20 protein-coding genes are annotated in these 22,188 nt (G+C 68.3%); 10 read left to right on the forward strand and 10 right to left on the reverse strand.

From position 1 onward, the window contains the following. The first annotated feature begins 9 nt into the window (after nt 1-9). Nucleotides 10-177 carry a hypothetical protein gene (locus tag MARKY_RS11920; protein WP_169311735.1) on the forward strand — a complete coding sequence of 56 codons (168 nt, stop codon included), beginning with the start codon at nt 10-12 and terminating at the stop codon, nt 175-177. Nucleotides 178-180: 3 nt separating this feature from the next. Continuing rightward, nucleotides 181-1,323 (forward strand): glycosyltransferase family 4 protein, encoded by a 1,143-nt coding sequence (locus tag MARKY_RS08365; protein ID WP_013704445.1) that lies wholly within the window; start codon nt 181-183, stop codon nt 1,321-1,323. A 3-nt stretch (nt 1,324-1,326) separates the two neighbouring features. Here the strand turns inward: MARKY_RS08365 and MARKY_RS08370 are convergent, their stop codons facing one another. From MARKY_RS08370 to MARKY_RS11445, 3 genes are read right to left on the reverse strand one after another with little or no spacing between them, the layout of a single operon-like run. Continuing rightward, entirely contained in the window at nt 1,327-2,943 is a 1,617-nt protein-coding gene (locus tag MARKY_RS08370) for a hypothetical protein (RefSeq protein ID WP_013704446.1), read from the reverse strand. After that, nucleotides 2,940-5,351 (reverse strand): hypothetical protein, encoded by a 2,412-nt coding sequence (locus tag MARKY_RS11925; protein WP_169311736.1) that lies wholly within the window; start codon nt 5,349-5,351, stop codon nt 2,940-2,942. The genes MARKY_RS08370 and MARKY_RS11925 overlap by 4 nt, the downstream gene beginning before the upstream one ends. Next, nucleotides 5,317-8,046, reverse strand: a complete 2,730-nt coding sequence (locus MARKY_RS11445; RefSeq protein WP_013704448.1) for a glycosyltransferase — start codon at nt 8,044-8,046, stop codon at nt 5,317-5,319. Before MARKY_RS11445 ends, MARKY_RS11925 begins: the two co-directional genes overlap by 35 nt. A gap of 445 nt (nt 8,047-8,491) precedes the next feature. Between MARKY_RS11445 and MARKY_RS08385 the strand changes: the two genes are divergently transcribed. The 5 genes from MARKY_RS08385 (at nt 8,492) to MARKY_RS08405 (ending at nt 11,009) form a co-directional block, all read left to right on the forward strand. Next, complete coding sequence (locus MARKY_RS08385; protein ID WP_013704449.1) at nt 8,492-8,875, forward strand: 4'-phosphopantetheinyl transferase superfamily protein; 384 nt, start codon at nt 8,492-8,494, stop codon at nt 8,873-8,875. 97 nt (nt 8,876-8,972) lie between these two features. Beyond that, nucleotides 8,973-9,194, forward strand: coding sequence for a cold-shock protein (locus MARKY_RS08390; protein ID WP_013704450.1), 222 nt, complete (start codon nt 8,973-8,975; stop codon nt 9,192-9,194). 103 nt (nt 9,195-9,297) lie between these two features. Further along, nucleotides 9,298-9,768, forward strand: a complete 471-nt coding sequence (locus MARKY_RS08395; protein WP_013704451.1) for a GNAT family N-acetyltransferase — start codon at nt 9,298-9,300, stop codon at nt 9,766-9,768. A 27-nt stretch (nt 9,769-9,795) separates the two neighbouring features. Beyond that, nucleotides 9,796-10,584 carry an SDR family oxidoreductase gene (locus MARKY_RS08400; protein WP_013704452.1) on the forward strand — a complete coding sequence of 263 codons (789 nt, stop codon included), beginning with the start codon at nt 9,796-9,798 and terminating at the stop codon, nt 10,582-10,584. Between the two features lie 5 nt (nt 10,585-10,589). Continuing rightward, the gene (locus tag MARKY_RS08405) at nt 10,590-11,009 is read left to right on the forward strand and encodes an OsmC family protein (protein WP_013704453.1); all 420 of its coding nucleotides are present in this window, start codon (nt 10,590-10,592) and stop codon (nt 11,007-11,009) included. Between the two features lie 188 nt (nt 11,010-11,197). On the opposite strand, the gene MARKY_RS08410 is transcribed toward MARKY_RS08405, so the two are convergent. The 3 genes from MARKY_RS08410 to MARKY_RS08420 are packed head-to-tail and all read right to left on the reverse strand — an operon-like array spanning nt 11,198 to nt 17,423. Beyond that, nucleotides 11,198-13,900 carry a UvrD-helicase domain-containing protein gene (locus MARKY_RS08410; protein ID WP_013704454.1) on the reverse strand — a complete coding sequence of 901 codons (2,703 nt, stop codon included), beginning with the start codon at nt 13,898-13,900 and terminating at the stop codon, nt 11,198-11,200. Further along, a complete protein-coding gene (locus tag MARKY_RS08415; RefSeq protein ID WP_013704455.1) occupies nt 13,897-16,209 on the reverse strand; it encodes a PD-(D/E)XK nuclease family protein in 2,313 nt (770 codons plus the stop codon). Before MARKY_RS08415 ends, MARKY_RS08410 begins: the two co-directional genes overlap by 4 nt. 17 nt (nt 16,210-16,226) lie before the next feature. Then, nucleotides 16,227-17,423: a trans-sulfuration enzyme family protein gene (locus tag MARKY_RS08420; protein WP_013704456.1), complete on the reverse strand. Its 1,197-nt coding sequence runs from the start codon at nt 17,421-17,423 to the stop codon at nt 16,227-16,229. Nucleotides 17,424-17,506: 83 nt separating this feature from the next. Between MARKY_RS08420 and MARKY_RS08425 the strand changes: the two genes are divergently transcribed. The 3 genes from MARKY_RS08425 to MARKY_RS08435 are packed head-to-tail and all read left to right on the forward strand — an operon-like array spanning nt 17,507 to nt 20,439. Further along, entirely contained in the window at nt 17,507-18,235 is a 729-nt protein-coding gene (locus MARKY_RS08425) for a class I SAM-dependent DNA methyltransferase (RefSeq protein WP_013704457.1), read from the forward strand. Between the two features lie 45 nt (nt 18,236-18,280). Next, complete coding sequence (locus MARKY_RS08430) at nt 18,281-18,955, forward strand: response regulator transcription factor (RefSeq protein WP_013704458.1); 675 nt, start codon at nt 18,281-18,283, stop codon at nt 18,953-18,955. A 50-nt stretch (nt 18,956-19,005) separates the two neighbouring features. Next, complete coding sequence (locus MARKY_RS08435; RefSeq protein WP_013704459.1) at nt 19,006-20,439, forward strand: sensor histidine kinase; 1,434 nt, start codon at nt 19,006-19,008, stop codon at nt 20,437-20,439. On the opposite strand, the gene MARKY_RS08440 is transcribed toward MARKY_RS08435, so the two are convergent. From MARKY_RS08440 to MARKY_RS08455, 4 genes are read right to left on the reverse strand one after another with little or no spacing between them, the layout of a single operon-like run. After that, entirely contained in the window at nt 20,390-20,767 is a 378-nt protein-coding gene (locus MARKY_RS08440; protein ID WP_013704460.1) for a DUF2089 domain-containing protein, read from the reverse strand. The genes MARKY_RS08435 and MARKY_RS08440 overlap by 50 nt on opposite strands. Before the next feature lie 8 nt (nt 20,768-20,775). Beyond that, nucleotides 20,776-21,102, reverse strand: a complete 327-nt coding sequence (locus tag MARKY_RS08445; protein ID WP_148230417.1) for a hypothetical protein — start codon at nt 21,100-21,102, stop codon at nt 20,776-20,778. Beyond that, on the reverse strand, nt 21,099-21,470 hold the full coding sequence (locus MARKY_RS08450) for an SHOCT-like domain-containing protein (protein ID WP_013704462.1): 372 nt from the start codon (nt 21,468-21,470) through the stop codon (nt 21,099-21,101). The genes MARKY_RS08445 and MARKY_RS08450 overlap by 4 nt, the downstream gene beginning before the upstream one ends. Then, a complete protein-coding gene (locus MARKY_RS08455; RefSeq protein ID WP_013704463.1) occupies nt 21,460-22,188 on the reverse strand; it encodes a DUF4097 family beta strand repeat-containing protein in 729 nt (242 codons plus the stop codon). The genes MARKY_RS08450 and MARKY_RS08455 overlap by 11 nt, the downstream gene beginning before the upstream one ends.

Here is a 22,188-nt window from a genome sequence, read left to right on the forward strand (position 1 = left end):
CTAACGGTCGTGGCACTCTTAGGATTGCGCATCGCTCGGGACTTGGCCCTCGGCTCGGACAACCCTAAGATCCGGCACTTCGCTGAGGTTGCGGATATCGGCGCCTCCCCCCTCCTTCTGGTCTTTTTGGGCCTGGTCGTCTCCAAGCTCATGGCCGTTCTGGGCCTCACGGGGTAGGCCATGACCGAACTCGCGATTGACGTGACGCCCCTACAGTCCGAGCACCGTTGGCGCGGCGTCGGGGTGTACGTGCGCGAGCTGGTCTCGTGGATCGAGCGGGAAGCTCCCCTCAAGCCCGTGTACCTCGCCTCCACGGTCGCACGCGACGCGCTGGAGGGCCTCGTGCCGCCCGAACGCACCGTGTACCTTTACCGCCCCCACCGGCCAGCTCAGGTGTACTGGGTGTACAACGAAGCCTTCTTGCGCCAGGGCCTCCGGAAAACCCGCCCCAAGGTCTTCTTCGCGCCGGACTTCAACGGGCTCGTCCTCAACCCCCACGGCAAAACCGTCGCGGCACTCCACGACCTGAGCGCCCTCAAGCTCGCCCGGGAGAACGGGCACCGCCCCTTCCCCCCAAGCCTCAGCGAAGGCCTCAGCGCCCTCCGGTGGCGCGTCTATTACCGCAAGCTCGCCCGCGTCGACCACATCATCGCCCGCAGCGAAACGGTCAAGGCGGACGCCATGCAGCTGCTCGGCATCCCCCCTGAAAAGCTCAGCGTCGTCTGCCAAGGCCTCAACCGCGCGCTCTTCACCCCCAGCACCGGCAAGGGCCCCTACGCCACGCACCCCCCTTACTTCGTCCACCTCGGGGGACGCAACGCGAACAAGAACCAAGCGCGCATCCTCGAGGCCTTCGCCCGGATCGCTCTGGAGTTCCCCGAGGTGCACCTGTACTTCGCCGGGCCCTGGAACCCCAGCGACCTGCGATGGCTCGAGGCGGAACGCCAGCGGCTCGGCCTCGCCGATCGGGTGCGGCACCTGGGGTACGTTCGGGACGAAGAGGTCTCCAGCCTGTACGGGAACGCCGTCGCCCTGGTGTTTCCCTCCCTCGAGGAGGGGTATGGTCTCCCGGTTCTGGAGGCCATGGCTAGCGGCGGCCCGGTGATCACCTCGAACCGCTCCTCCATGCCGGAGCTGGCGGGCGAGGCCGCGATGCTGGTGGATCCCCTGTCGGTCACGGAGATCGCCCGCGCGATGCGCGCGCTTCTCGTTGATCCGGCCTTGCGGGAGCGCTACCGGCAGCTGGGCCTCCGCCGCGCTGCCGCGTACTCTTGGCAGGCGTTCGCGGAGGAAACCCTTAGGGTGCTGGTGGGCCTGCTTTAAGGATCACCGCTCGTAGAGCGTCTGGGAGACCCGGCGGTAGATCTGGGCCACGCCGTTGTCGTAGATGCGGTCGCCGATCAACCGCGGGGGGATCCGAACGCCTAGAGCGATCATGTTGGCTTGGTTGAGCGTGGAGTTGATCGCGTACGTGGCCCGCGGTTTCGGCCCTCCACGGATCGTGCCGTCCATGAGGTTATCGCCCGGCAGCACCTCGGAGTAGCTCTGCACCCAAGCGTACGCCAAGCGGTGTTTGGCCCCCACCCAAAGCACCTTGTGGTTGACGTTCGTGGCCCAGGTGCGCATCGCCTCCACCTCCGCCGGGTGGTATACCAGCCAGTGGTTGCTTACCAGGGGGTCCAGCGTCGCCTTGAGCAAGCTACTCACCGCGAAGAAGGCGATCACGAGCCCCACCGCCCCCTGCAGGAGCGGCCTGGGCACCCAGCGCGCCAGGTACTGCACGAAGCTCGTCGCCCCGATGACCCAAAGCGGTACCGCCACCAGCACGAAGTAACTGAACACCCGAACCTGCAGGTTGCTCCCCGGGGTGAGGCCCGCCAGGTCCGCCAGCACCGCGCCCACCATCTCGAGGCCGAACGCTACGTACAGGGCGAGCAGCAGGGATTGCGGCAGCCGCAGGGTGCTCCGCCGTAAGAGCGCGCGGCTCAGCATGACGAGCGCGGTGATTCCGGAGCCCGCGAAGAGCACCCAACGAAACGCGGTAATGAGGCTGTACGCTTGTACGCTCACCCAGTCCTCCTCGATCGCCGCGTAGGGGTTGGGGAGTGGCTCCTGGAGCGTCCCGGCCTCCGCGGGGCTGAACCGCGCCTCGAACGCATCCCGAACCAGGCTCAGGTCCACCTGCGCCAAGGGGTACACGTGCCACACCACGGCGTACCCCATGATCCACGCCGTGCCGATCACCAGGGCGATGCGCTGAGCGGTAGGCCCCACCCACCGGTGCCGGGGCCCCAACCCCCAGGCGTACCCTCTCAGGAAGAGGTAGGCCAGCGACCAGGCCAGCACGAACAAGAACCCAAACACCAGGTTCACGGTGATCAGCACGAAGGCGAGGAGGTGGTAGATCAGGGACCACGCCACGAACACCCCCCACCGCCGCGGCCCCATCATCTCCACAAACCCGCGGTACAAGGCCAGCGAGGCGAGAAGGGCGAAGACCACCGTGAGCTTCTCGTGATTGCCTCGCGACACGGTAAACACAAGCTCCGGAACCAGGAACAACGCCATCGTCGCCACGAGCCCCAGGCGGTCAGAGCCCAGCAGGTTCCGGAAAAACACAAACCCCATCAACGCCAGGAAGACGTTCCCCAGCAAGGGGGTGTACACGCGCAGCATCTCCCCCACGTCCAGGCCCGTTAGCAAGCTCAAAGTGCTGGCCCAAAGCGGGTACGCGAACCCGTGCGTGTACGCCTCGGGGTAAAAGATCCGCCCCGCGTCGATCATCCAGGCCACGCGCAGCACGAAGAACTGGGAGTCCTGCTCCGCCCAGTACCCCCCATAGCGCAGCACGAAGTACCCCCCAAAGGCCAGCCCGATCCCCAAGGCGAGCAGCAGGTACCGGACCTCCAGCGCCCCGGCCGTGATCCAACGCCACCCCTTCATGCCGCCTCCCAAATCCCCCGCAGCACCACGACCGCCAAACCCACCGCGAGGATCACCAAAACCCCCGCGAGCACCCCTCCACCGGCGAGCCCTAGCGCGTTCCATCCTTGGGGGCGCGCGGCCGCCTCGACCGCCACCTCGCCCAAGCTAAACACCTTCGTTCCCATCAAGAGGCGGACCTCGTACCTCCCCGGGGCCTCCGGCGCCCAGGGCACCTCCCACCCCACCTCCGTAAGCCCCGGCACCACCACCTCGCGCCCCACCGGAACCCCTTCACCCCCCACGTACAGCACCGCGCTGCCCGACCAATCCACGGTACCCGCGTTCCGCACGCGCAGCGAGATCCGCCCGGGAACGTACTGCACCATCTCCGGAATACGGGCGGTCACTTCGAGGCGCGGTTCGGTCGCGACCTGGCGGCGCCACGTGCCCGTCCTCGCGTCGTAACTCAAGACGTACCGCCCCGGCTCCAATCCCCTAAGCACCGGCACCAGCCCCAAATCCCCCCGCAGCTGTGGCTGGGAAGATAGGCTCAGTACGAACCGAAACCCTTCCGGGGTGGCGCGGACCTCGCTCAAGCGCGCCCCCGCCACGCGCACCGCCGGACCGGGGAAGGCCTCGAGCCACGCACGGAGATCGAAGGGATCCCGCGCCTGCGCTTCGTAAGGCGCAAGCCTCGAACGGAAGGCTTCCCAGGAGGTCCGGTCCTCAGGTGGGGTCAGCGTGAAGGCCTCGAGGGCGTAATCGGCCTGGCGGAGCTCGAAGCCGTCCTCGCCGGCGTACACCAGGTAACCGTGCAGGGCGTACAGGGCTTCTTGTACCGTTCCAGTGAAGGCCTGGGGCATCGAGACGCCGAGCTGTTCAGGCACGCGCTCTCGCGTCCATCCCTCGATGTGCGGCCCGCCGGTCAGGTTGAGGGTGCGGAGCACCCACCCGTTCCCCAGGTTCCACACCCCCCCTTGGGCGTAGCGCAGGTGCAGCCGGTTGTCGATCGGGCTCAGGTACAGCCGGGGCTTGCGCGGGGTGCCCGCGTGGTACTCGCCGCGAAACGCCGGGGGAAGGCTCGCACCGGCCACCTCCACCAACCGGTCGTCGGGCTGCAGGTAGGGGTAGGCGAGCGCGTCCGGCGGGTAGTCCGTCGCGCCGCTTAGCCAGGCCCAGAGCCGCGCCTGGGACTGGTAGCCCGGCGCGTAGAAGTAAATCCCCTCCGAACCCGGATACCCGTTCACCGCCTCCACGAAGGTCACAACCTCCCACGCGCGTTCGTTGATCCAGCGGGGAAAGTCCTCGGCGGAGATGAGCTCGACCCGCACGCCCCCCGCCCCGACCCTTCCGATCTCGACCTCCTGATCGAAGGCGTGCGTGCCGTTGATCTGCAGCCCGTACCGCCAGCGGGTCTCGTCGAAGAGTTTCCACGAGTAACGGATCTCGTTTCGCTGCACGCTCTTGGGCTCCGGCCCGAACGGGTCCCCTTCGCGGTACCCGCCGCTGCGGATCACCATGTGCGCGTACCGCGTCCGGGGATCGAAGCTGTAGAACACGAAGGGGCTCTCAAAATCCGGGTGGGGCGCGGGGCGCAGGGAGTTGATCGTGTACACCCCGCCGATCTGAAACCCCACGAAGGGGTAGAGGCGCAGCCGGTACGCGAAGGGATCCTGCCCCGTCTTATCCGGCAGGTCGAAGAAGATCGGGTGGGGGTTCTCCACGAAGCGGTCGCTGGGCTTTTGCGCGATCCCCAAGTAGGGGAAGGAGGGCATGAGGGGAGCGGCGGCCTTAAACGGGGGGGCTTCCGGCAAGCGCACGGTCGCCGCAAGCCGCCGGCAGCTCCGGTTCGGGAAGGGGTCGTACATCCTGCGCTGCACCTCCCAAACGGGCACGCCCGTTCCCTCGCTCCGCACCCACATCTGCCAGTCCAGCCGGCCATCCGGGAACTGCTCCCCGCCGCAATCGTCGTAGTCCTGCCACAGGTTCAGGTCGTAGTTGGGGCGTCCGTCCACCAGCCAAGCGCCCTCCTCCGGCCGCACCCGCAAGAGCGGGTGCCCGCCGTGAGAGAACACCCGCAGGGCCTCCCCCTCCAAGGTGTACTCGAGCGGGAGGCGCCCCCCCTCGTTCACGTACACCCGCGCCTCAGGGCGGCCGTCCTCGAGCAGGACGAACTCGAGGATCAAGCGCACCTCGTCCGGGCGTTCAAAAGCGAACAGGTACGCGTCCGTCCGGGTGTTCCCCCAGCGCCACCACGGCTCGTTTTGCCGCACCGCTTCGGGGATCTCGTGGCCCCTAGGCACGACCGTGACCCACGCGGGCACCCCGTCGATCTGGCCCTGCCACGTGACTGGCGCGCCGGCTAGGGCCACCCCCAGCGCGACCCAAAGACTACTTATGCTCGTGCTTAGGCGCAAGAACCTCACCCCCACCCAGGATCCGCCCGTACAAAGCCGCTAAGGTCTCGCTCGCGCGGACCCAGGAGAACCGCTCCGCCCACCGCAAGGCTTCCCGACCCATGGCTTCACGACGCGCGCGGTCCCGAGAGAAACGCCACATGGCCTCCTCGAGGGCCGGCTCATCCCCCGGCGGCACCAGCACCCCCCCATCCGGGGCGACCATCTCCGGAAGCCCCCCGATCCGGGAGGCGATCACGGGCCGGCCCGAGGCCTGCGCCTCGAGGGCCACCAGTCCCGCAGGCTCCCGGAAGACGGAGGGGGTCACGCCGACGTCTGCCGCGGCGTACACGGCGGGCAGGGTGGTGGGGGGCACCACCCCTAGGAACCGCACGCGTCCCTCCTTTTGAAGTGAAGCCAGGGTATGACGCACCTCCTCTTCGTAGGTCCTGCCTTCGCTCGAGCGCCCGAACTCAGAGCGCCATAGCGCACTTCCCCCCGCAAGCACCAGGTACACGTCGCGCGTGCGCTGCGCGAGCCGTTCAAACGCGCGCGCCAGGTGGAGCACGCCCTTCTGCGGGATGATGCCGCCCACGTACGCGAAGACCGTGGCCTCGTCGGGCACTCCCCACTCCCGGCGCAACCGCACGCGCGCCTCCGCCCAACGCTCCGGAAAGAAGCGTTCTAGATCTACTCCATTGTACACCACAACCACATACCCTTCCGTGCGCGCCTGACGCAGGCCGCGCTCGAGCTCGTCGGCCACGAAGCGGCTTACGGCTACCAGCGCGTCACCATACCGCGCGATCACCTTGAGGTCGTCCGCGCTGAGGGCCCGCGCGTGATCGAAGCGCGGGGGGCACGGGTCGTTGTGAAAATGCAGCACGCGCCCTCCGGCCCGCAACCACCGCGCGTAGTAGTACTGGTGGCCGTGCACGATATCGAAGCGGTGCCTCCAGGTCAGGAACACGTACGGGAGGTGCATCTGGAAGGCGAGGCGCCGCCCTTTAAGGGGCAGGGGGGGGAGCGGCGCGAATCGTAAGGACACGAGGCGCACCCCCCGCCACTCTCCTTGCCAGCGGCGCGCCCCTACAGTCACGACCCAGACCTCGTGCCCGTCCCGCCGCTGCCGCCACGCCAGCTCGAGGGCCACGCGGGTCAGGCCTCCGGTCGCTTCCGCATCAGGGTCCTTCGGTAGGTAGCGGTCACCCAGGATGTGGAGGATGCGGTAGCGTAAGGCCGTGTCCCCAGCCGGCGGGGTCCGTAACGCTCGGTAGTACCCCAGCCGCCAGATGACCAGGAGGTAAAGCAGGGTGGCCAGAGGCACCGCGAGGCCCACCCCGACGCCGCCGGGCAGCTGGGCTTGAATCCAGTACGGCCCTAGGTACGCGCTCCCCAAGCCCACCGCCCAAACCCCGGCCAGCGCACGCCACGGCACGATCGGTAGCGGGCGCGACGCCCCAAGCGTACGACGGAGCACCCGTTGCAGCACAAAGTACGCGCCCAGGGCAAAGGTCGCTTGCGCCAGGGTGTTGGCCATCGCCCCCCCCACCGCTCCCCTCGAGGGGATGAGGAGCAGGTCCAGACCGAGGTTAAGCACCGAGGTAGCCACCCCTAGGGGAATCAGGGCCCAGGGCCGGTTGATGGCGCTGAGTGCAAGCCCGAACACGCTGAGCGTCATGGCGGGCACCAGGCCCGCGAAGAGGATGTAAGCCGCAGGAACGGCCGGGAGCATCTTCGCACCGAAGAGGAGGAGCACCACCCCCTGGAGGGTCGCTAACGCTCCCAGGCTGAGGGGCACCGCGTACAGGTTTGCGAGCAGGATCCCCTGCCGGATCTGCTCCTGGACGCGCGTCCACTGCTTCGCGCCGTAGTTTCGGGAGATCGAGGGGAAGTACCCGTTCATAAGGGCAACCCCCAACCCGATGCACAAGGCGTAGACGGTGAAGGCCAGGTTGTAGTACCCGATCTGAGCGGCGGTGCTGAAACGCTCGAGGAAGAAGACCTCCGAGCGCTGCCACACGATCATCTCGATGACGGCGAGAATGGTGATGGGCGCGGCAAACACCCAGAAACGCCTTCGGGTTCCAGGGCTGGGGTGGAGGGCGGTTCTCGCGCGGACGAGAGGGGGGCGTATCCGGGCGTAGAGCGCGAGCACCCCGAGCGCAACGAGGTGCACGGACAGCATGGCGACGAAAAACCCGCGGATTCCCCATCCCTGGGTGTAGGCCAGGAAGGTTAGGAGTAGCTGCGTTAGGGCGGCGACCCCCAGCGCAAAGGCCGTGGGCTTGTACCGCTCGTGTCCCCAGAACGAGGAAAAGAGAAGGCGTCCAAGCGCGTTGATAACGGGAAGGATCGCGATAATCCATAGGAAGAAACGCGCCTGAGGCGGGGCTTGAAGGGCCCACACCGCGATGAGCAGCCCGAGGAGGAAGTTGGCCCCTAAAAGCCCCTTCGCCACCCAGCGGATGAGGGCCTGCCCCTCCTCTAGGCGCTCGCGCCCCCGCAGCTCCGCGGTGAGCTTGGTTAAGGCGACCGGGAAGGAAAGCACTCCCAGGCTGCTCAGTAACCCCGCGAGCCAGATGTAGTAGCTCAGCCGACCGTACTCCTCAGGGGTCAGGCTGCGGATGATCAGGATGGAGGCCAGGATCCCCGCGATCGAGGAGGCGGCGGTGCCCATCAGGTTCCAGATTCCGTTTCGCAGCGCGAGACTAAAACCGCGCATCGAGACCTTCACTCAAGCTCCCCCTCACCGCCACGCTTTGCCATCCCCACCCGCTTCCGTATAAACGCGTTCGCTATACGCTATTACGGCCAGCGTGATTACCGCGTTACCCTCGACGTGACGGCTTAAACCGCCCCCCTGGGGCCGCGTTACCCTGGGCTCTTGCCGCGTTCTTTCCTGTCACGATGCGATAACGCCCCCGGTAACAAGCCCCTTTCCCGCCCTACCACGAGAGAACACCCCCGGGGTTCAACCGGGGCGTTCTCCAGGAGAGGCACGTTACAGCATAAGCATAGCCTCGCTTCCGTTACGCTCGCGTTACCCCCGGCTTTCCGTTACGCCGCGAGGGGGGAGCATGCACCTGAGCATCCCGTAGCCGAACCGCCTGGTTTGAACACGGGTGATTCACGCGCAGGGTAACGCCTGGGCGTAAGATGAGGGTGTCATGCCGATCCTCGCCGTGGGTACGGACCTCGTCTCTATCCCGCGCATTCGCGGAGTGTACACCCGGCATCCGGTGCGCTTCCTCGAGCGGCACTTCACCGCTGTGGAGCGCGCGTACTGCTTGAGCAAGCCCGACCCGGCCCCTTCACTCGCCGCCCGGTTCGCCGCAAAGGAGGCGTTCCAAAAGTGCTGGCCGGAACCGCACGGGTGGCGAGAGGTGTGGGTAGAGATGGAGGGCCGACGGCCCGTGCTGCGTTTCGCGCCACGCATCCAAGCGCGGATGCGGGAAGCGGGCTGGGTGGCGCACCTGAGCCTCGCGCACGAGCGGGAGCACGCCCTGGCGGTGGTAGTGATCGAGCAGGTGGACGCGCGGGAAAAGACGTGATAAAATCCAGGAATCCAGGGTAAATCGAGGTGGCCCACCGGCGGGCAGTTCCACGCCTCGTCCCTGGAGGGGCCAAGGCCCTTTGAGAGGGAGCAGTATGCAAAGAGGCCGAGTCAAGTGGTTCAATGCAACCAAGGGGTACGGGTTCATCGAACGCGAAGGGGACAGCGACGTGTTCGTCCACTACACCGCGATTAACGGCACCGGGTTCCGCACCCTGAACGAGGGGGACATCGTTACGTTCGAGGTCGAACCGGGCCGTCCTGGCAAAGGACCGCAAGCCACGAACGTGACGGTCGTCGAGCCGGCGGAGCACTAACGCTCGTCTTCTCGAGACGCCCCCGGGCTTCCGGGGGCGGTTTTCCTGCCTCGAACCCTCACACCCCCTCCGATGCGCAACCGGTAAAATAGGGTGAGAGCCTATGCCTGTGGTGAGCCACCTGGAATACCAACCGGTAACCGCCGCCGACGCCCCTATCGTCCAGGCGCTGTATCAATTAAGCCCAACCTACTTCCACCTCATCGCCATGGAGATCCCCGACCTGTCCGACGTGGAACGCGAGGTTGAAACCCTTCTCCAGGACGAGCGACGACGCGCCTACCTGATCTACGCCGGAAACACCCCGGTCGGGTACCTTGACTACAAGGTGCACTACCCCGAGGAAGGCGAGGCCACCATCAGTCTGTTGCTGATCGCGGAACCCTACCAAAAACGCGGGTACGGCACCCAAGCCGTGGCCGACCTCGAGGTCCTCCTCAAAGGCCAGGTGCGCCGCTTGTACGCGGTCGTGTACGGGAACAACCCACCGGCCCGCCGCTTCTGGGAACGCCAGGGGTTCCGGTACCTTAAGGACGGCGGGGTCACCCTCACCTGGTTCGCCAAGGAGCTCTGACGCCTCCAGAGTCGGTACAATAACCGTATGGACCTCGGATTAAAGGGAAAAACCGCACTCGTTACCGGCGCCTCCCAGGGCATCGGGAAAGGCGTGGCGCTGGCCCTCGCCCGGGAAGGCGCGCGGGTCATGGTCACCGCCCGAAACGCTGAACGGCTCGAGGCCCTCGTCGAGGAGATCCGCGCGGCCGGCGGGGAAGCCGCTTACTTTGCCGGGGACCTCTCCGCCCCTGAGACCGTGGACGCGTTGTACCAGGCCACACTCGAGCGCTTCGGTCCGGTGGAGGTCCTGCTTGGCAACACGGGTGGCCCAGCTCCAGGCCCTGCGGAAGCCCTAGAGGAGGCGGCGTGGCGTGAGGCGGCCGAGCTGCTGTTTTACCCGATGGTGCGGCTCGTGCGCAGGGTGCTTCCCGAGATGAAGGCGCGCCAGTGGGGGCGCATTCTCTTCATCACCTCCCTCTCCGTGAAGGAACCTATCCCGAACCTGGCGTTATCCAACGCGCTTCGCGCCGCAGTGACCGGTTTCGCGAAGACCTTGAGTACCGAGGTCGCTCCGTACGGGATCACGGTGAACTGTCTGGGACCGGGGTACACCCGGACGGAACGCCTGGTGCACCTCTTCGAGGACCGGGCCCAACGGCAAGGCATCCCGGTGGAGGAAGCCTACCGCGCGCAGGAAGCCCAAATCCCGATGCGGCGGCTCGCGCGCGTCGAGGAGATCGCGGACGTCGCCGCGTTCCTGCTCTCGGAGCGCGCCAGCTACGTGACCGGCCAAACCCTCGTGGTGGACGGCGGCGCTACGCACGCCCTACTCTAAAGGCTATGGACAAGAAAAAGCTGATCGTGCACCACATCACGGGACACCGGTTCCTCGGCATCAACGAAAACGGCGATAAGGTCGTGATCGACGGGGACCAACCCGCCATGGGCTTACGCCCTATGGAGCTCCTCCTCGCCGCGCTCGCCGGATGCACCGCCTACGACGTGGTGGACATCATGCAAAAAAAACGCCAACCGCTCGCGCGCTACCGCGTCGAGGTCGAAGGCGAACGGGCCGAGACTCACCCCCGCCGCTACACCCGCATCACCCTCACGCACTACGGGGCCGGGCCGAACGTGACGGAAGAAGCCCTCTGGCGCGCGGCGACCCTCTCTCACGAAAAGTACTGCTCGGTCTCCGCCAGCCTGAACGCCGAGATCGAGGTGCGGGTGGTGGTCGAGCCCTGGAACGAGGAAGCCTAGCCCGCACCATCCACGCGCTGCTCGCCCAGGGCCTCGAGCGCGAAGCCATCGCGCACCTACGCCGCGCCCTCGAGGAAAGCGACCGCCTCGAGGTCCGCGCGGCGCTCGAACGTGTTTTGGGGCTCCTCCTGATCCGCGTGGGGCGCGAGGTCGAGGGCACACACGCGATCGAACGCGCGGAAGCCGTGCTAGATCGGCTCGGCCTCCCCTACCCCACGCTGGAAAGCTTCTTCCAGGAGGCGGGGCTCGAGGCAGACGACCTCCCGGGTCCGTAAAAACACCAGGCGCACCTCGGGCTCGATCCCCCACGCTTCCCGAACCCCCCGGCGGTACAGGGCGAGCTGGAACGCGTACCGTTCGGGACGGGGGGTGCGGTCGGTCTTGTAATCCTCCAGGTACCACCGGTCCCCCACCCGGTACAACCGGTCGATCACCCCCTCCCAGACCGTGCCCGCGTGCGGCAGGGCTAGGGGCAGTTCGGGGTAATCCTCGTCGCGGGGCCAGGGAAGTTCGCGCCCTAAAAGGGCGCGGTACGCTCGGAGCAGTTCACGTACCTCGGCGAGGAGGCGCTCCTGCTCCTCAGGCGCGTAAGCGAGCATCACTTCCTGAGCGCGCAGGTTCTCGAAGTGCTCAGGGTCGTCGGGCCCCCAGTTCTGGGCGATCGCGTAGTGCGTGAGGATGCCCACCGCGCGGGCGTCCCCCCCAGCGGAGGCTTCGGGATCCACGCAGTCCACCTCGAGAGCCTCTGCACGCTCGGCCTTGAGGGCTGAGGGGGAGTACACGGGCGGGTAGCGGCCCGGCCGGACCGGGCGCATCAATGCCGGCACCCCCGCGGGCGGTTGGACCTCCTTGCGTTGAACGCGCGGCGCGGCGGGAACCTCCTTCAGCTCCCAGCGCCGGGCCCGCACCTCAGGCCACGCGTCCACCTCCAGCGCCCAAAGCGTCCGCGCCCAGCTTTCCCCGTAAAACCGGGCCGCCAACCGCCCCTCTTGATCCGGTTTGAGGGCGACGCTCCCGGTCAGGATCAGGTGTTCCGCCGCTCGGGAGGCCGCGACGTAAAAGAGGCGGTAGGCCTCCTCCGCCTCGCGGGCCTCCCAAGCCTTTTGGTACTCGGTGAAGTCCGGATCCTCCCTGGTCGCAAATCGACCGTCCTCAGGGCGCACGAACACAGGCGCGCCCGGATGCGCGCGCTTGCGGCTCAGGTCGAACACCGCGACCACCGGCCACTCCAACCCCTTCGCCGCGTGCACCGTCACAACGCGCACCGCGTCCTCACCACCCGCGGGCACCTCCCCCGCCTCGTCCGCCCACCGCAACTCCTCGAGGCGGGCCAACAGCGCCTCGATACGCGCCGGAGGGTTCCGGGAAAACTCCAGCAGCAAGGCGTCCACGTTCGCTCGAGCCGCGGGGCTCAACCACTCCAGGTAGCTCTTCCCCCCCAAAAACCGGGTGCGCACCAAGCGCTTAAGGGCCTCAAACGGCGCGGTCTGCCGCACCCAGGTGCGGATCTCCGCCACACGCGCGGCCACCTCGGGGTAGGCCTCGAGGGCGGCCAAGGGGTCCTCCGCGGCGAGGATCGCATCCACCGCGCGGGGGCTCAGTCCCCCAAACGGCCCCCGTAAGAAGGCCGCAAGGGAGAGGTGGGCGCGCGCGTCGAATCCCACGCGGAGGGCGTGGTACAGGTCCCGCACCTCCAGCAGGCCGTAGAACCCCCGGGCCTGCGCGGTCACGAAGGGCACGCCCCACGCCTCGAAGGCGGCCTCGAGGGCGGGGAGGCTGCCGCGGCTTTGGATCAGGACGGCCATCTCGCGCCAGGGACGCCCCGCGTCGTGCAGGGCCCGCAGGCGCGCGGCGAGCACCCGGGCCTCCCCCTGGCGCAGCTCGGCAAGCGCGGCCTCGCCCGTAACCCAGTGCAGCTCGATCCGTCCCCCTTCCGAGCGGGCAGAGCGCACCTCAGGGGCCTCCTCCGGCCCAAACCCCCAGCCGCGCTCAGCGAAAGCCTGGGTGAGGCGGTTGAGGAAGCTCACGAGGCCCGGAGCGTGCCGGTAGCTGACGGCCAAGGGCGCCTCAACCACGCCGCGGCGCAGGGCCCGGCGAAAGACGGCGACGTCCGCGTTGCGGAAAGCGTAGATGGACTGCTTCGGGTCCCCCACCACCTCGATCGAAACCCCGGCGGCCTCGAGGGCCTCGAAGGCCTGGCCTTGCAAGGGGTTCGTGTCCTGGTACTCGTCCACCAGGACGTGCGCGTACCGGCCCCGGATGCGTTCAAGCGCGCCGTTTGGGGGTTCGGTCAGCATCTGTACGGCCCGGAGCTCGACATCCGCCGGCCCCAAAGCCCGCCCGCCGAGACGGGCCAGGTACCGGCGTTCCGCGGCGCGGAACAGCGCCCACAGCCGTTCCGCCCCCGGTCCTGCAGGGCGGAGTTCTCGCGCTAAGGCGCGCTTTTCGTAGAGGTGCATCAAGGGCGCCTCGAGGCCCGGATCCTCCCCTCGCAGGTAGAGCAGGGCGCGGACCTCCTCGCGGAACACGCCGGTCGCGTCCCCCGCGGAAAGCACTTGGAAGTCCGGGTCCAGTCCCATAGCGGGCGCGACCAGGCGCAACAGCTCAGCGAAAAAACCGTGGATCGTGTGGATGGGCGCGGCGAGCACCGCCTCCTTCAGGCTGAAAAGGCGGGGAAGACGCTCGGGGGGCGGGACGTACCCGTAATACGCCCCCTCGCGCTCCAACACCGAAAACCCCGCGTAGATCCGGCTCTTAAGCTGCGCGGCCGCCGCGCGGGTGAAGGTCACCGCGGCCACCCGGTGGGGGGGGTGCGCCTCCAGCAACTCGAGGTACCGCCGCACGAGGGCGGTGGTTTTCCCGGTGCCGGCGGAAGCGACGCGAACCCTCACGCCTCCTCCTTGTAGCGGCACACATCCGCGTACGCGCAGGTGCGGCAGTGGTAGCCGGGACGAGGCGCGAAACGCCCCGACCGGTAGTCGTCGAGGGCTTCACGGGCTTTCTGCGCGCGGGTGCGCATACTCGCCCAAACCTGCCGAACGGGCTTCTTGTACGCCTCTACCGGCGCCCCGCCCACCGGCCAGACCCAAAGCCGGACCGCGCGCACCCCGCCGGCCCCGTGCTCCAGGATCCAGCCCGCGGCGTACAACTCGCTCCAGCGCGCCTTGAGCTTCTCTCGCGCGTCCTGCGGCGTCATGGGGTGCGCCTCGGGCTCGACGAACCGGTAGATCTCCACCTCTCCTGCTCCGTTCCTGCGCACCGCGTCGAGGCGCGCGCGCGGCAGGGCCCGCTGTGGCAACCAAACCCCGAAGCGCAGCTCGAGGAGACGCTCGCGGTAGGCGCCCAGCCACGCGGCGGCCTCAGGGAACGCCTCGGCCAGCTCTTGCAAAGCGTTCGTCCCAAGCCGACCGCGCTCCCGAAGGGCCCGCACCAAAGCGCGCCACCCGGCCTCGTGCCCGTCCAGAGGCAGCCGGCGTTCCGCCCAAAAGCGGAAGGGGCACGTCGCGTACTGCCGGAGGGCCTCCACGGACACGCGCTCCGCGGGGGGCAGCTCGGGCGCCTCGTTCGGCAGCGGACGCGGGCGGGCGGGCTCGAGCAGGAGGGGACTCGCGGGCGGCACCTCGGGCAGGGGGGGCACCGCCTCCCGCGCGAGGCCCACCAGCCCCGCCTCAGGCTCGAGCAGCCCGCCCTGCTCGGCCTCCGGAAAGGTAAGGATGACCTCGTCCGCGCGGGTGCGGAGTTCCGCCCACAGCCCCGCGTCCCGTCCCCGAAGCCGCACCGGCAACCCCAGCTCTTCGAACGCCCGGGCCCAAGGGAGGCGGGCCTCCTCAGGCACGAAGTAATCCTCGCGCTCCCCCGCCCGGTACGCGCCCTCCACCGCGTACATCACGTAAGCTCGCCGGAAGCGCCGCCCGGAGGCGGCCTCCGGCGTGAGCAGCGCCACCCCCGACCGAGGCCGCTCGAAGACCCGCATCTCCCCCACCAGCGCGGCCCACCACCGGCGGAACTCGGGGCCCGCGCCGAGCCAGCGCGCCTCGCGCGCGCGGTCCAGGAGGGCCGCGCGGTACGGGCTTTCCGCCAGCACGGGGAAGCGCGCGATGAGGCCCTCGGCCCACGCCAGGGGGTCGCCCTGGGGCTCGAGGGCCGTCATCCACTCCGCGTACCGCTGCTGAAGGCCAAGTTCCTGGGCCAACCGGCCGAGCGCCTCCCGGCCGGAGAGGCCCTGGTCGAAAGCCGCAGTCACGAGGGGCTCGAGGCCCTCGAGGTGCGCGGCGCGGGAGGGGGTGGGGTGGTCCGGGAACTCGAGGAGGTCCAGAAGGACCCGACCGGCCTCGGTCTCCGCGAGGCCGGCCCGGGTCTCGTCCATGAGGTACAGGCCGTACTCCTCGGCCAGAACCTGCACCGCGCGCGCGCGTTCTTCCGGCACGATCACGGCGAGGTCCAGGGGGGCGTACCCCTCGAGGAGGTCCTGCTTGATGCGGGTGAGCACCCAGCGCAGCTCGCTCACCGGGTTCGCAGCACGGTAGGCCACGACCCGGCTGGGCCGTGCGGGAAGGGTCTGCGTGGGTGTGAATCCCGGCGGGGCCTTGGGCAGGCTCGCCCAGACCGGGATGCGCTGGGCGAGGCCCGTTAAAAACCGGACCTCGAGGGGGCTGAGTTCGCGAAACCCGTCGGCGATGACGAGGTCCGCCTCGGGCTCGAAACGCCCGGACCCCGCCAGCTCCACCGCGGCGAGGCGCGCGTCGTCAAGATCCCAGTGCGGGTCTTTCAGGGCCTCGTAGAGGCGGAATACCGCCTTAAAGCGCCGGGCTTCGGCGTCCACCTCGGGCACGGCGCGCCAGGTGAGGCCGTAGCGTTTGGCCTCGGCGATACCCCGCGCAAATAACCGCGCCTCCCCCGGGGTGGGGGGGCGGCCGGCCAGCTCCTTAAGGGCCTCCCCCACCCGCGCCACGCGGGCCGAGGCGGTGAAGAGGGGCTTCAAGCGCCGCGCGGCGGCGAGCAAGCGGTAGTAGGCCTGCTGAAGCTGCAGGACCTCTAGGCCCAGGAGCGGCCCTTCTCGGGTCGCGCGCCGGTAGACGTAGGCCCGTTGGCTTGGGAGCGCAAGCCACCAGACACGGCCGCGGCCCTCGAGGACCGCCCGCGCCTCCTTAAGCAAGCGAGCGGTCTTGCCCGAGCCGGGAGGGCCCACCACGAGCTGCATACGTTTATGCTACCCGGTCACCCGGCCCGCTCCAGGACCTGTTCGACCCGCGCGAGGGCCTGCTCGAGGTCCGCGATCAGGTCCTCGGGGTCCTCGATGCCGATGGAGAGGCGCACCAGCCCGTCCGTGACCCCCTGGCGCTCGAGGACGTCCGGGGGCAGCAGCTGGTGCGTGGTGGAGGCGGGGTGAGTGGCGAGGGACTCCACATCCCCCAAGGAAACCGCCTGGAGGAAGAGCTCGAGGCTATCGAGGAAAGCACGAGCCGCGCGCGCCCCACCCTCGAGCTCGAAGCTGACCATCCCCCCGAACCGGCGCATCTGGCGGGCGGCGACCGCGTGGTTCGGGTGCTCGGGCAGGCCCGGGTAGTGGACCCGCCGTACCAGGGGGTGGGCCTTGAGGTAGGCGGCGACGGCCTCCGCCCCGTCGCAGTGCGCCTCCATGCGCAAGGGGAGGGTTTTCATGCCGCGGAGGAAGAGGTAGCTTTCCAAAGGCCCCAGGCTGCCCCCGACGTGCCGCAGCCCCTCGGCCCGCACCTGGTCCACGATCTCCTTGGGCCCGGCAAGGATCCCGCCGACCGCGTCCCCGTGCCCGCCCAGGTACTTGGTGGCGGAGTGCAGGACGAGGTCGATTCCGTGCTCGAGGGGGCGGGTGAGGTAGGGGGTGGCGAAGGTGTTGTCCGCGACGGTGAGGATCCCGCGCGCCCGGCCGATCCGGGCAACCTCGGCCAGGTCCGTGATCCGGAGGGTGGGGTTGGAGGGGGTCTCGACGTAGATCATGCGGGTGGCCGGGGAGAGGGCCGCTTCCAGGCTCTCGTAGCCCGTGGCGTCCGTAATGGTGACCCCGAAACGCGCGAGCACGTCCAGGAAGAACCCCTCGGTGCCGCCATAGAGCGGGCCGATAAAGACCACCTCGTCCCCGGGCCGGAGCAGCGTGAGGGCTAGGGCGCTCACCGCGGCCATGCCGCTCGCGAAGGCCACCGCGTCTTCCGCGCCCTCGAGGTCCGCGAGTTTCTCCTCGAAGCTGCGCGTGGTGGGGTTCCCGATGCGGCTGTAGAGGAAGCCCGTCTCCTCGCCAGCGAATAGCCGAGCGCCGCGATCGAAGGAGCCGTAAGCGAAGGTCGAGGTCTGGTAGATGGGAGTCGCGTGCGCGCCGGTGAGCGGATCGGGGCGTTGGCCGCTGTGCACGGCGCGCGTCCGAAAGCGTTTCGTCTTCATGATTCCACAACCTTCCGTTCGTGCTACCCGCTTCATTAGTACCACGCCCGCTCCCGCCCATGCCTCCCGGTAAAATGAGGGGTATGCGTCCGTTCTCCGCCCTCGCCCGGGTGTACGACCGGATGATGGCGGACGTACCCTACGCGGCGTGGGCGGCGTTCGTGCTGAGCGTACTCGCGGGGGAAGGGGCTTACCCCAGGAGCGTGCTCGACCTGGGAACGGGGACCGGGGCCTCCCTCGAGCCGTTCTGCGCGTACGGCCTTACGGGCATGGGCCTGGACGCCTCGGAAGCGATGCTCGCCCGGGCCCGAGAGCGCCTCCCGGGCGTTCCCTTCGTGCAGGGGGATTTCCGCACCTTCCAGCTCGAGCGCCGGTTCGACCTGATCGTCTCCGTCTTCGACAGCTTGAACAACCTGACCGACCCCAGGGACCTCCGCACGACCTTCCAGCGCATCCACGCCCACCTCCGCCCTGGGGGCTGGTTCGCCGCCGACCTGAACACCCCGCTTGGTCTCGAGGAGCTCTGGGAGGACGGGGTTTGGGAGGGGGAGGGGTACCGGCTGGTGCACCGCTACGACACCGAGCAGCGGCTGGGGCATATTGAGGCCACGATCCTGACGCCCGAAGGGCCGGTGATCGAGCACCACGTGGAGCGCGGGTACTGGCCGGACGAGGTGGCGGCCTGGCTCAGCGCGGCGGGGTTCGGGCGGGTGCGGTGCCTCGAGTACCCGGACGCTGCCCTGGCCGGTCGGCACAGCCTGCGGTTCTGGGTGTTCGCGCAGCGTCCGAACGGGAGTCCTTCCCGAATGTAGCTTTCTCATGAGAATGTGGGTTACACCTTCTATATCATGGGAGGTATGGACAGCCCACTGGTCTTGATCGTCGAGGACGAAAAAGACATCGCTCGCTTTATCGAGCTCGAGCTTCAGGCCGAAGGGTACCGCACGGAAGTCGCGTACGACGGGATTACGGGCCTTTCCAAGTTCCGAGAAACCTCACCCAACCTGGTCATCCTAGACCTCATGCTCCCCGTGATGGACGGCCTCGAGGTCGCGCGGCGCATCCGCAAGACCTCGAACGTGCCGATCCTGATCCTGACCGCCAAGGACGCGGTGACGGACAAGGTGGAGGGCTTGGACGCCGGGGCGGACGACTACCTGGTCAAGCCCTTCTCCATCGAGGAGCTCCTGGCCCGGGTGCGGGCGCACCTGCGCCGGGTCACGCCCGCGATCACCGGGGAGATCCGCGTGGCCGATCTGATCATCAACCTGGAGGGGCGCGAGGTCTTCCGCGGCGGGCGCCGCATCGAGCTGTCCAACAAGGAGTTCGAGCTTTTGGAGCTCCTGGCCCGCAGTCCCGGCAAGGTCTTCAGCCGCTTCGAGATCGAGGAGAAGGTCTGGCCGGGCTACCAGGGGGGCTCGAACGTGGTGGACGTGTACATCGGGTACCTGCGTAAGAAACTCGAGGCGGGGGGGGAGCGGCGCCTGATCCACACCGTGCGCGGGGTGGGGTACGTGCTGCGGGAGGATTGAGCGCGGTATTAGGCGGCGCTAACCCCGAACGGTTAGCCTAAGGGGCCGGCATGACCCTCCGCACCCGCATCACCCTCCTGACCCTTTTCGTCCTGACGCTCTCCCTCTTGGTCATCGGGAGCAGCGTGTACGCCTTGCTGCAGCGGTACCTGTACCAGAACCTGCGCACGGAACTGGCGGAGGCCGTGGAGCAGGTGGTGCGCCTGATCAACCAAGGCAGCCAGCAAGGCATCAACCTCTTCGAGATCGCCCTGCCGCCCTCGCTGTACGCCGAGATCGACCTGGTGGTGACCTCCCCGCCCTACGACACGCGCGATCTCATCGAGGGCGTCATCCCCATCCGCAACCCCACGCTGGGGGGGTACCGCCTCCAACTCACCCCCGAGGACTACCAAACGCTGTTACGGGAGCAAGCCCTCTGGACGATCAGTACCCTGCCCCGGGAGAACGCCCCACCGCTACGGCTCATGGTGCGTGCAGTGCTGGTCGAAGCCCAGTACCCAGGGCTGGACCGCATCCCCGCGGTCATTCTGACCGCGAAGCCCGTCGAGGGGATCGAGGCCACGCTGCGCGAGCTGGCGCGCTCCTACGCCTTCACCGCAGTGACCGTGCTGCTTTTCGGCAGTCTGCTGGCGTATCTGCTAGTCACACGCACCCTCCAGCCCCTCGAAACCGTGGCCCGCAAGGCCGAGGAGGTCAGCCTTCAGGGCATGACCTCCCTGCCGGAACCCCGCGGGAAGGACGAGGTCGCAGCGCTGGTGCGCGCGTTGAACCGGATGCTTTCGCGGCTCGAGGCCGCCTTCCGTTCACAGACCCGGTTCCTGGCGGACGCTTCGCACGAGCTGCGCACGCCCATAACCGCGATCCTGGGGCATGTAGGGTACCTGCTCCGCCGCACCTCGCTCACCGAAGCGCAGCGGGAGAGCCTGGAGATCATCCGGCGAGAGGCCGAACGCATGACGAAGCTCGTCACGGACCTGTTGGACCTGGCGGGCAGCGAGGGGGGGTGGCGGCTCGAGATCCGGCCGGTGAACCTCGCGAGCCTTTTGAACGAGCTGGCGGAGGAGTACCGTCCGGCTTTTAACGGGCGCCTCGTAGTGGAAGCCCCGAGCACGGTCTGGGTCGCGGGGGACGACAGCCGCCTCCACCAGGTCTTCGCCAACCTGGTGAACAACGCGATCAAGGCCGGGGCCCGCACGATCACCCTGCGGGCGCGCAGCCTAGGCGAGAAGGTAGTGGTGCAGGTCGTGGACGACGGGCCGGGCATCCCGCCGGAGCACCTGCCGTACCTGTTTGAGCGCTTTTACCGGGTGGACAAGGCCCGCGACCGCGCCGCCGGGGGCTCGGGACTGGGGCTGGCGATCGTCAAGGCGATCGTGGAAGCCCACGGCGGCGAGGTCTGGGTCGAAAGCGAGTTGGGGAAGGGCGCGGTCTTCAGCGTTTCCTTAAGGCGCGCAGTCGCGCAGCCGCTTCCTCAGCGCTGATCTCGCCGCGCTCGAGGGCCGCGAGGACCTCCGCGCGTTCGTCGTTCGTCTCCTCCTCCACCTCATACCCTAAGGCGCGCAGCAGGGCCTCCAGACGCGCACGGACCGTGGGGTAGCTGACCCCCAGGATGCGCTCGACCTCCTTGAGGTTCCCGCGGGCCTTGACGAACAAACGCAGGAACTCGAGGGGCTCCGGGGGCAAAAGGGCGAACTCGTTCAGCACGAACTCGCCCTCGATCCGCGTGCGGCAGTGCGGGCAGCGCAGTCCGGTCACGCGTAGCGTTTCGTGGCATACCGGGCAGTGGGTGGGTGCGGCGTACTCGGACATGATTCCTCCTACTCGGCGCGGGGCGTGTCCGGCCAGGGCACGATCCGGAGCATGGCCTTACGCGTCTCGACCTCCAAAGCGAACCCCGCGAGCGAGGGCGGCGTCGTCCACAGCACCCCGAGCACCTGGCGGCGGTTAAGGCCCAGCCGGCGCGCGAGGACCAACCCCGCGAGGATCAGCGTGCACCACAGCACCGTCTCGAGCACCCCGACGGGGAAGACCCAGACGAGGCGGCGCGTCTCCGTGCGCAGCTCGAAGCAGAAGAGCAGGGGACGCCTGGGCGCGAGCCGCCGCAGCAGGACGGGGGTGCGGGAAGGCTGGACCATCATGCTCACACGACCTCGACAACCACCCGCACCGGCTGGCCTTCGTCGTTGGCCTCGATGTCCACGAGGCGGCCCTCGGGCAGCTCGCCCTTCAAGAGGTCCAGCAGCTCGTCGAGGTGGATGCCTTGGGCCTCCATCTGCTCCCGCTGCTCCTTGGGAATGAAGTTCAAGGCGAACTTGGCGAGCTGAGCCGGCACGTTCACCCGCACCTTGGCTTCGTCCTCAGCGTCCACCAGGATGCGGAGCATCTTGGCCTGGCCTTTAGGTACAGGCGAAGCGGAAGGGGTGGGCTCCAGCGCCGCGAGCAGGTCGAGCGCCTCGTCCACGGTGATCTGTCCGCCCGCGAGCATCTCCAGGATCTTTCGTTTATCGTTCATCGCACACCTCCAACTCCAGGTTGCCCATGCGCACGTGAGCCTTGAAGACCGCCTTGCCTTCCCCTACCCGCCCAGCTACGCTTCGCCCCATCCCCTTGCCCTGGGCCTCGAAGGCCCCACTGGCCTCAACCCGTCCCACCCCCACCGCGCCCTCCAGCGTGACGCTCGAGCCGGGGAGCAACGTCAGCTCCGCGTTTCCGGTGCCGAGCTCGAGGCGGTGCTGGCCTTCGCTCAAACACAGCTCCAGCTCGACGTTACCCGTCCGAACGCTCAGCTCGAGCCCGCCGAGCTCGTCCACCTCGAGGTTGCCCGTGCGCAGGCTGCCCTTGAGGTACGGGAGCCGGTCGGCCTCCACGTTTCCCGTGACCTCCTCGAGCACCACGCCCCACCCGAGGGGTAAGTACAGGTGCACCCGCCGGTCCTTCAGGGCGCCGATCCAGCGGAGGAGCCCGCCTCCCTCCCGCGCTTTTGCGCGGTCGGTGACCCGAATCCCGTCGGGTACGGCCTGAATCGTGGCCGCGCCCTCTACCCGCGGCTGGTCCAGAGCCGGATCCTGGGTGATCTCGAGGTTGCCGGCGCGCACCTGGATGCGCGCCCAGCAGAGCTCCCGCCGCGCCGCTTCCGGCTCCCCCTCCAGCGCCTCGAGCAGGAGCCGGGCTTCTGCTTCGCTGATCCTGCCTTCCTCCAGCAGGGCGTGAATCCGGGTGTACGCGTCCAT

It is taken from the genome of Marinithermus hydrothermalis DSM 14884, from assembly GCF_000195335.1.
In the GTDB taxonomy this organism is placed as follows: domain Bacteria; phylum Deinococcota; class Deinococci; order Deinococcales; family Marinithermaceae; genus Marinithermus; species Marinithermus hydrothermalis.

Excerpts from the sequence above, each read along its gene's own strand:
- MARKY_RS08365 (WP_013704445.1), top strand. The coding sequence starts at position 181 with ATGACCGAACTCGCGATTGACGTGACGCCCCTACAGTCCGAGCACCGT.
- MARKY_RS08370 (WP_013704446.1), bottom strand. The coding sequence starts at position 2,943 with ATGAAGGGGTGGCGTTGGATCACGGCCGGGGCGCTGGAGGTCCGGTAC.
- MARKY_RS11445 (WP_013704448.1), bottom strand. The coding sequence starts at position 8,046 with ATGCGCGGTTTTAGTCTCGCGCTGCGAAACGGAATCTGGAACCTGATG.
- MARKY_RS08385 (WP_013704449.1), top strand. The coding sequence starts at position 8,492 with ATGCCGATCCTCGCCGTGGGTACGGACCTCGTCTCTATCCCGCGCATT.
- MARKY_RS08390 (WP_013704450.1), top strand. The coding sequence starts at position 8,973 with ATGCAAAGAGGCCGAGTCAAGTGGTTCAATGCAACCAAGGGGTACGGG.
- MARKY_RS08395 (WP_013704451.1), top strand. The coding sequence starts at position 9,298 with ATGCCTGTGGTGAGCCACCTGGAATACCAACCGGTAACCGCCGCCGAC.
- MARKY_RS08400 (WP_013704452.1), top strand. The coding sequence starts at position 9,796 with ATGGACCTCGGATTAAAGGGAAAAACCGCACTCGTTACCGGCGCCTCC.
- MARKY_RS08405 (WP_013704453.1), top strand. The coding sequence starts at position 10,590 with ATGGACAAGAAAAAGCTGATCGTGCACCACATCACGGGACACCGGTTC.
- MARKY_RS08415 (WP_013704455.1), bottom strand. The coding sequence starts at position 16,209 with ATGCAGCTCGTGGTGGGCCCTCCCGGCTCGGGCAAGACCGCTCGCTTG.
- MARKY_RS08420 (WP_013704456.1), bottom strand. The coding sequence starts at position 17,423 with ATGAAGACGAAACGCTTTCGGACGCGCGCCGTGCACAGCGGCCAACGC.
- MARKY_RS08425 (WP_013704457.1), top strand. The coding sequence starts at position 17,507 with ATGCGTCCGTTCTCCGCCCTCGCCCGGGTGTACGACCGGATGATGGCG.
- MARKY_RS08430 (WP_013704458.1), top strand. The coding sequence starts at position 18,281 with ATGGACAGCCCACTGGTCTTGATCGTCGAGGACGAAAAAGACATCGCT.
- MARKY_RS08435 (WP_013704459.1), top strand. The coding sequence starts at position 19,006 with ATGACCCTCCGCACCCGCATCACCCTCCTGACCCTTTTCGTCCTGACG.
- MARKY_RS08440 (WP_013704460.1), bottom strand. The coding sequence starts at position 20,767 with ATGTCCGAGTACGCCGCACCCACCCACTGCCCGGTATGCCACGAAACG.
- MARKY_RS08450 (WP_013704462.1), bottom strand. The coding sequence starts at position 21,470 with ATGAACGATAAACGAAAGATCCTGGAGATGCTCGCGGGCGGACAGATC.
- MARKY_RS08455 (WP_013704463.1), bottom strand. The coding sequence starts at position 22,188 with ATGGACGCGTACACCCGGATTCACGCCCTGCTGGAGGAAGGCAGGATC.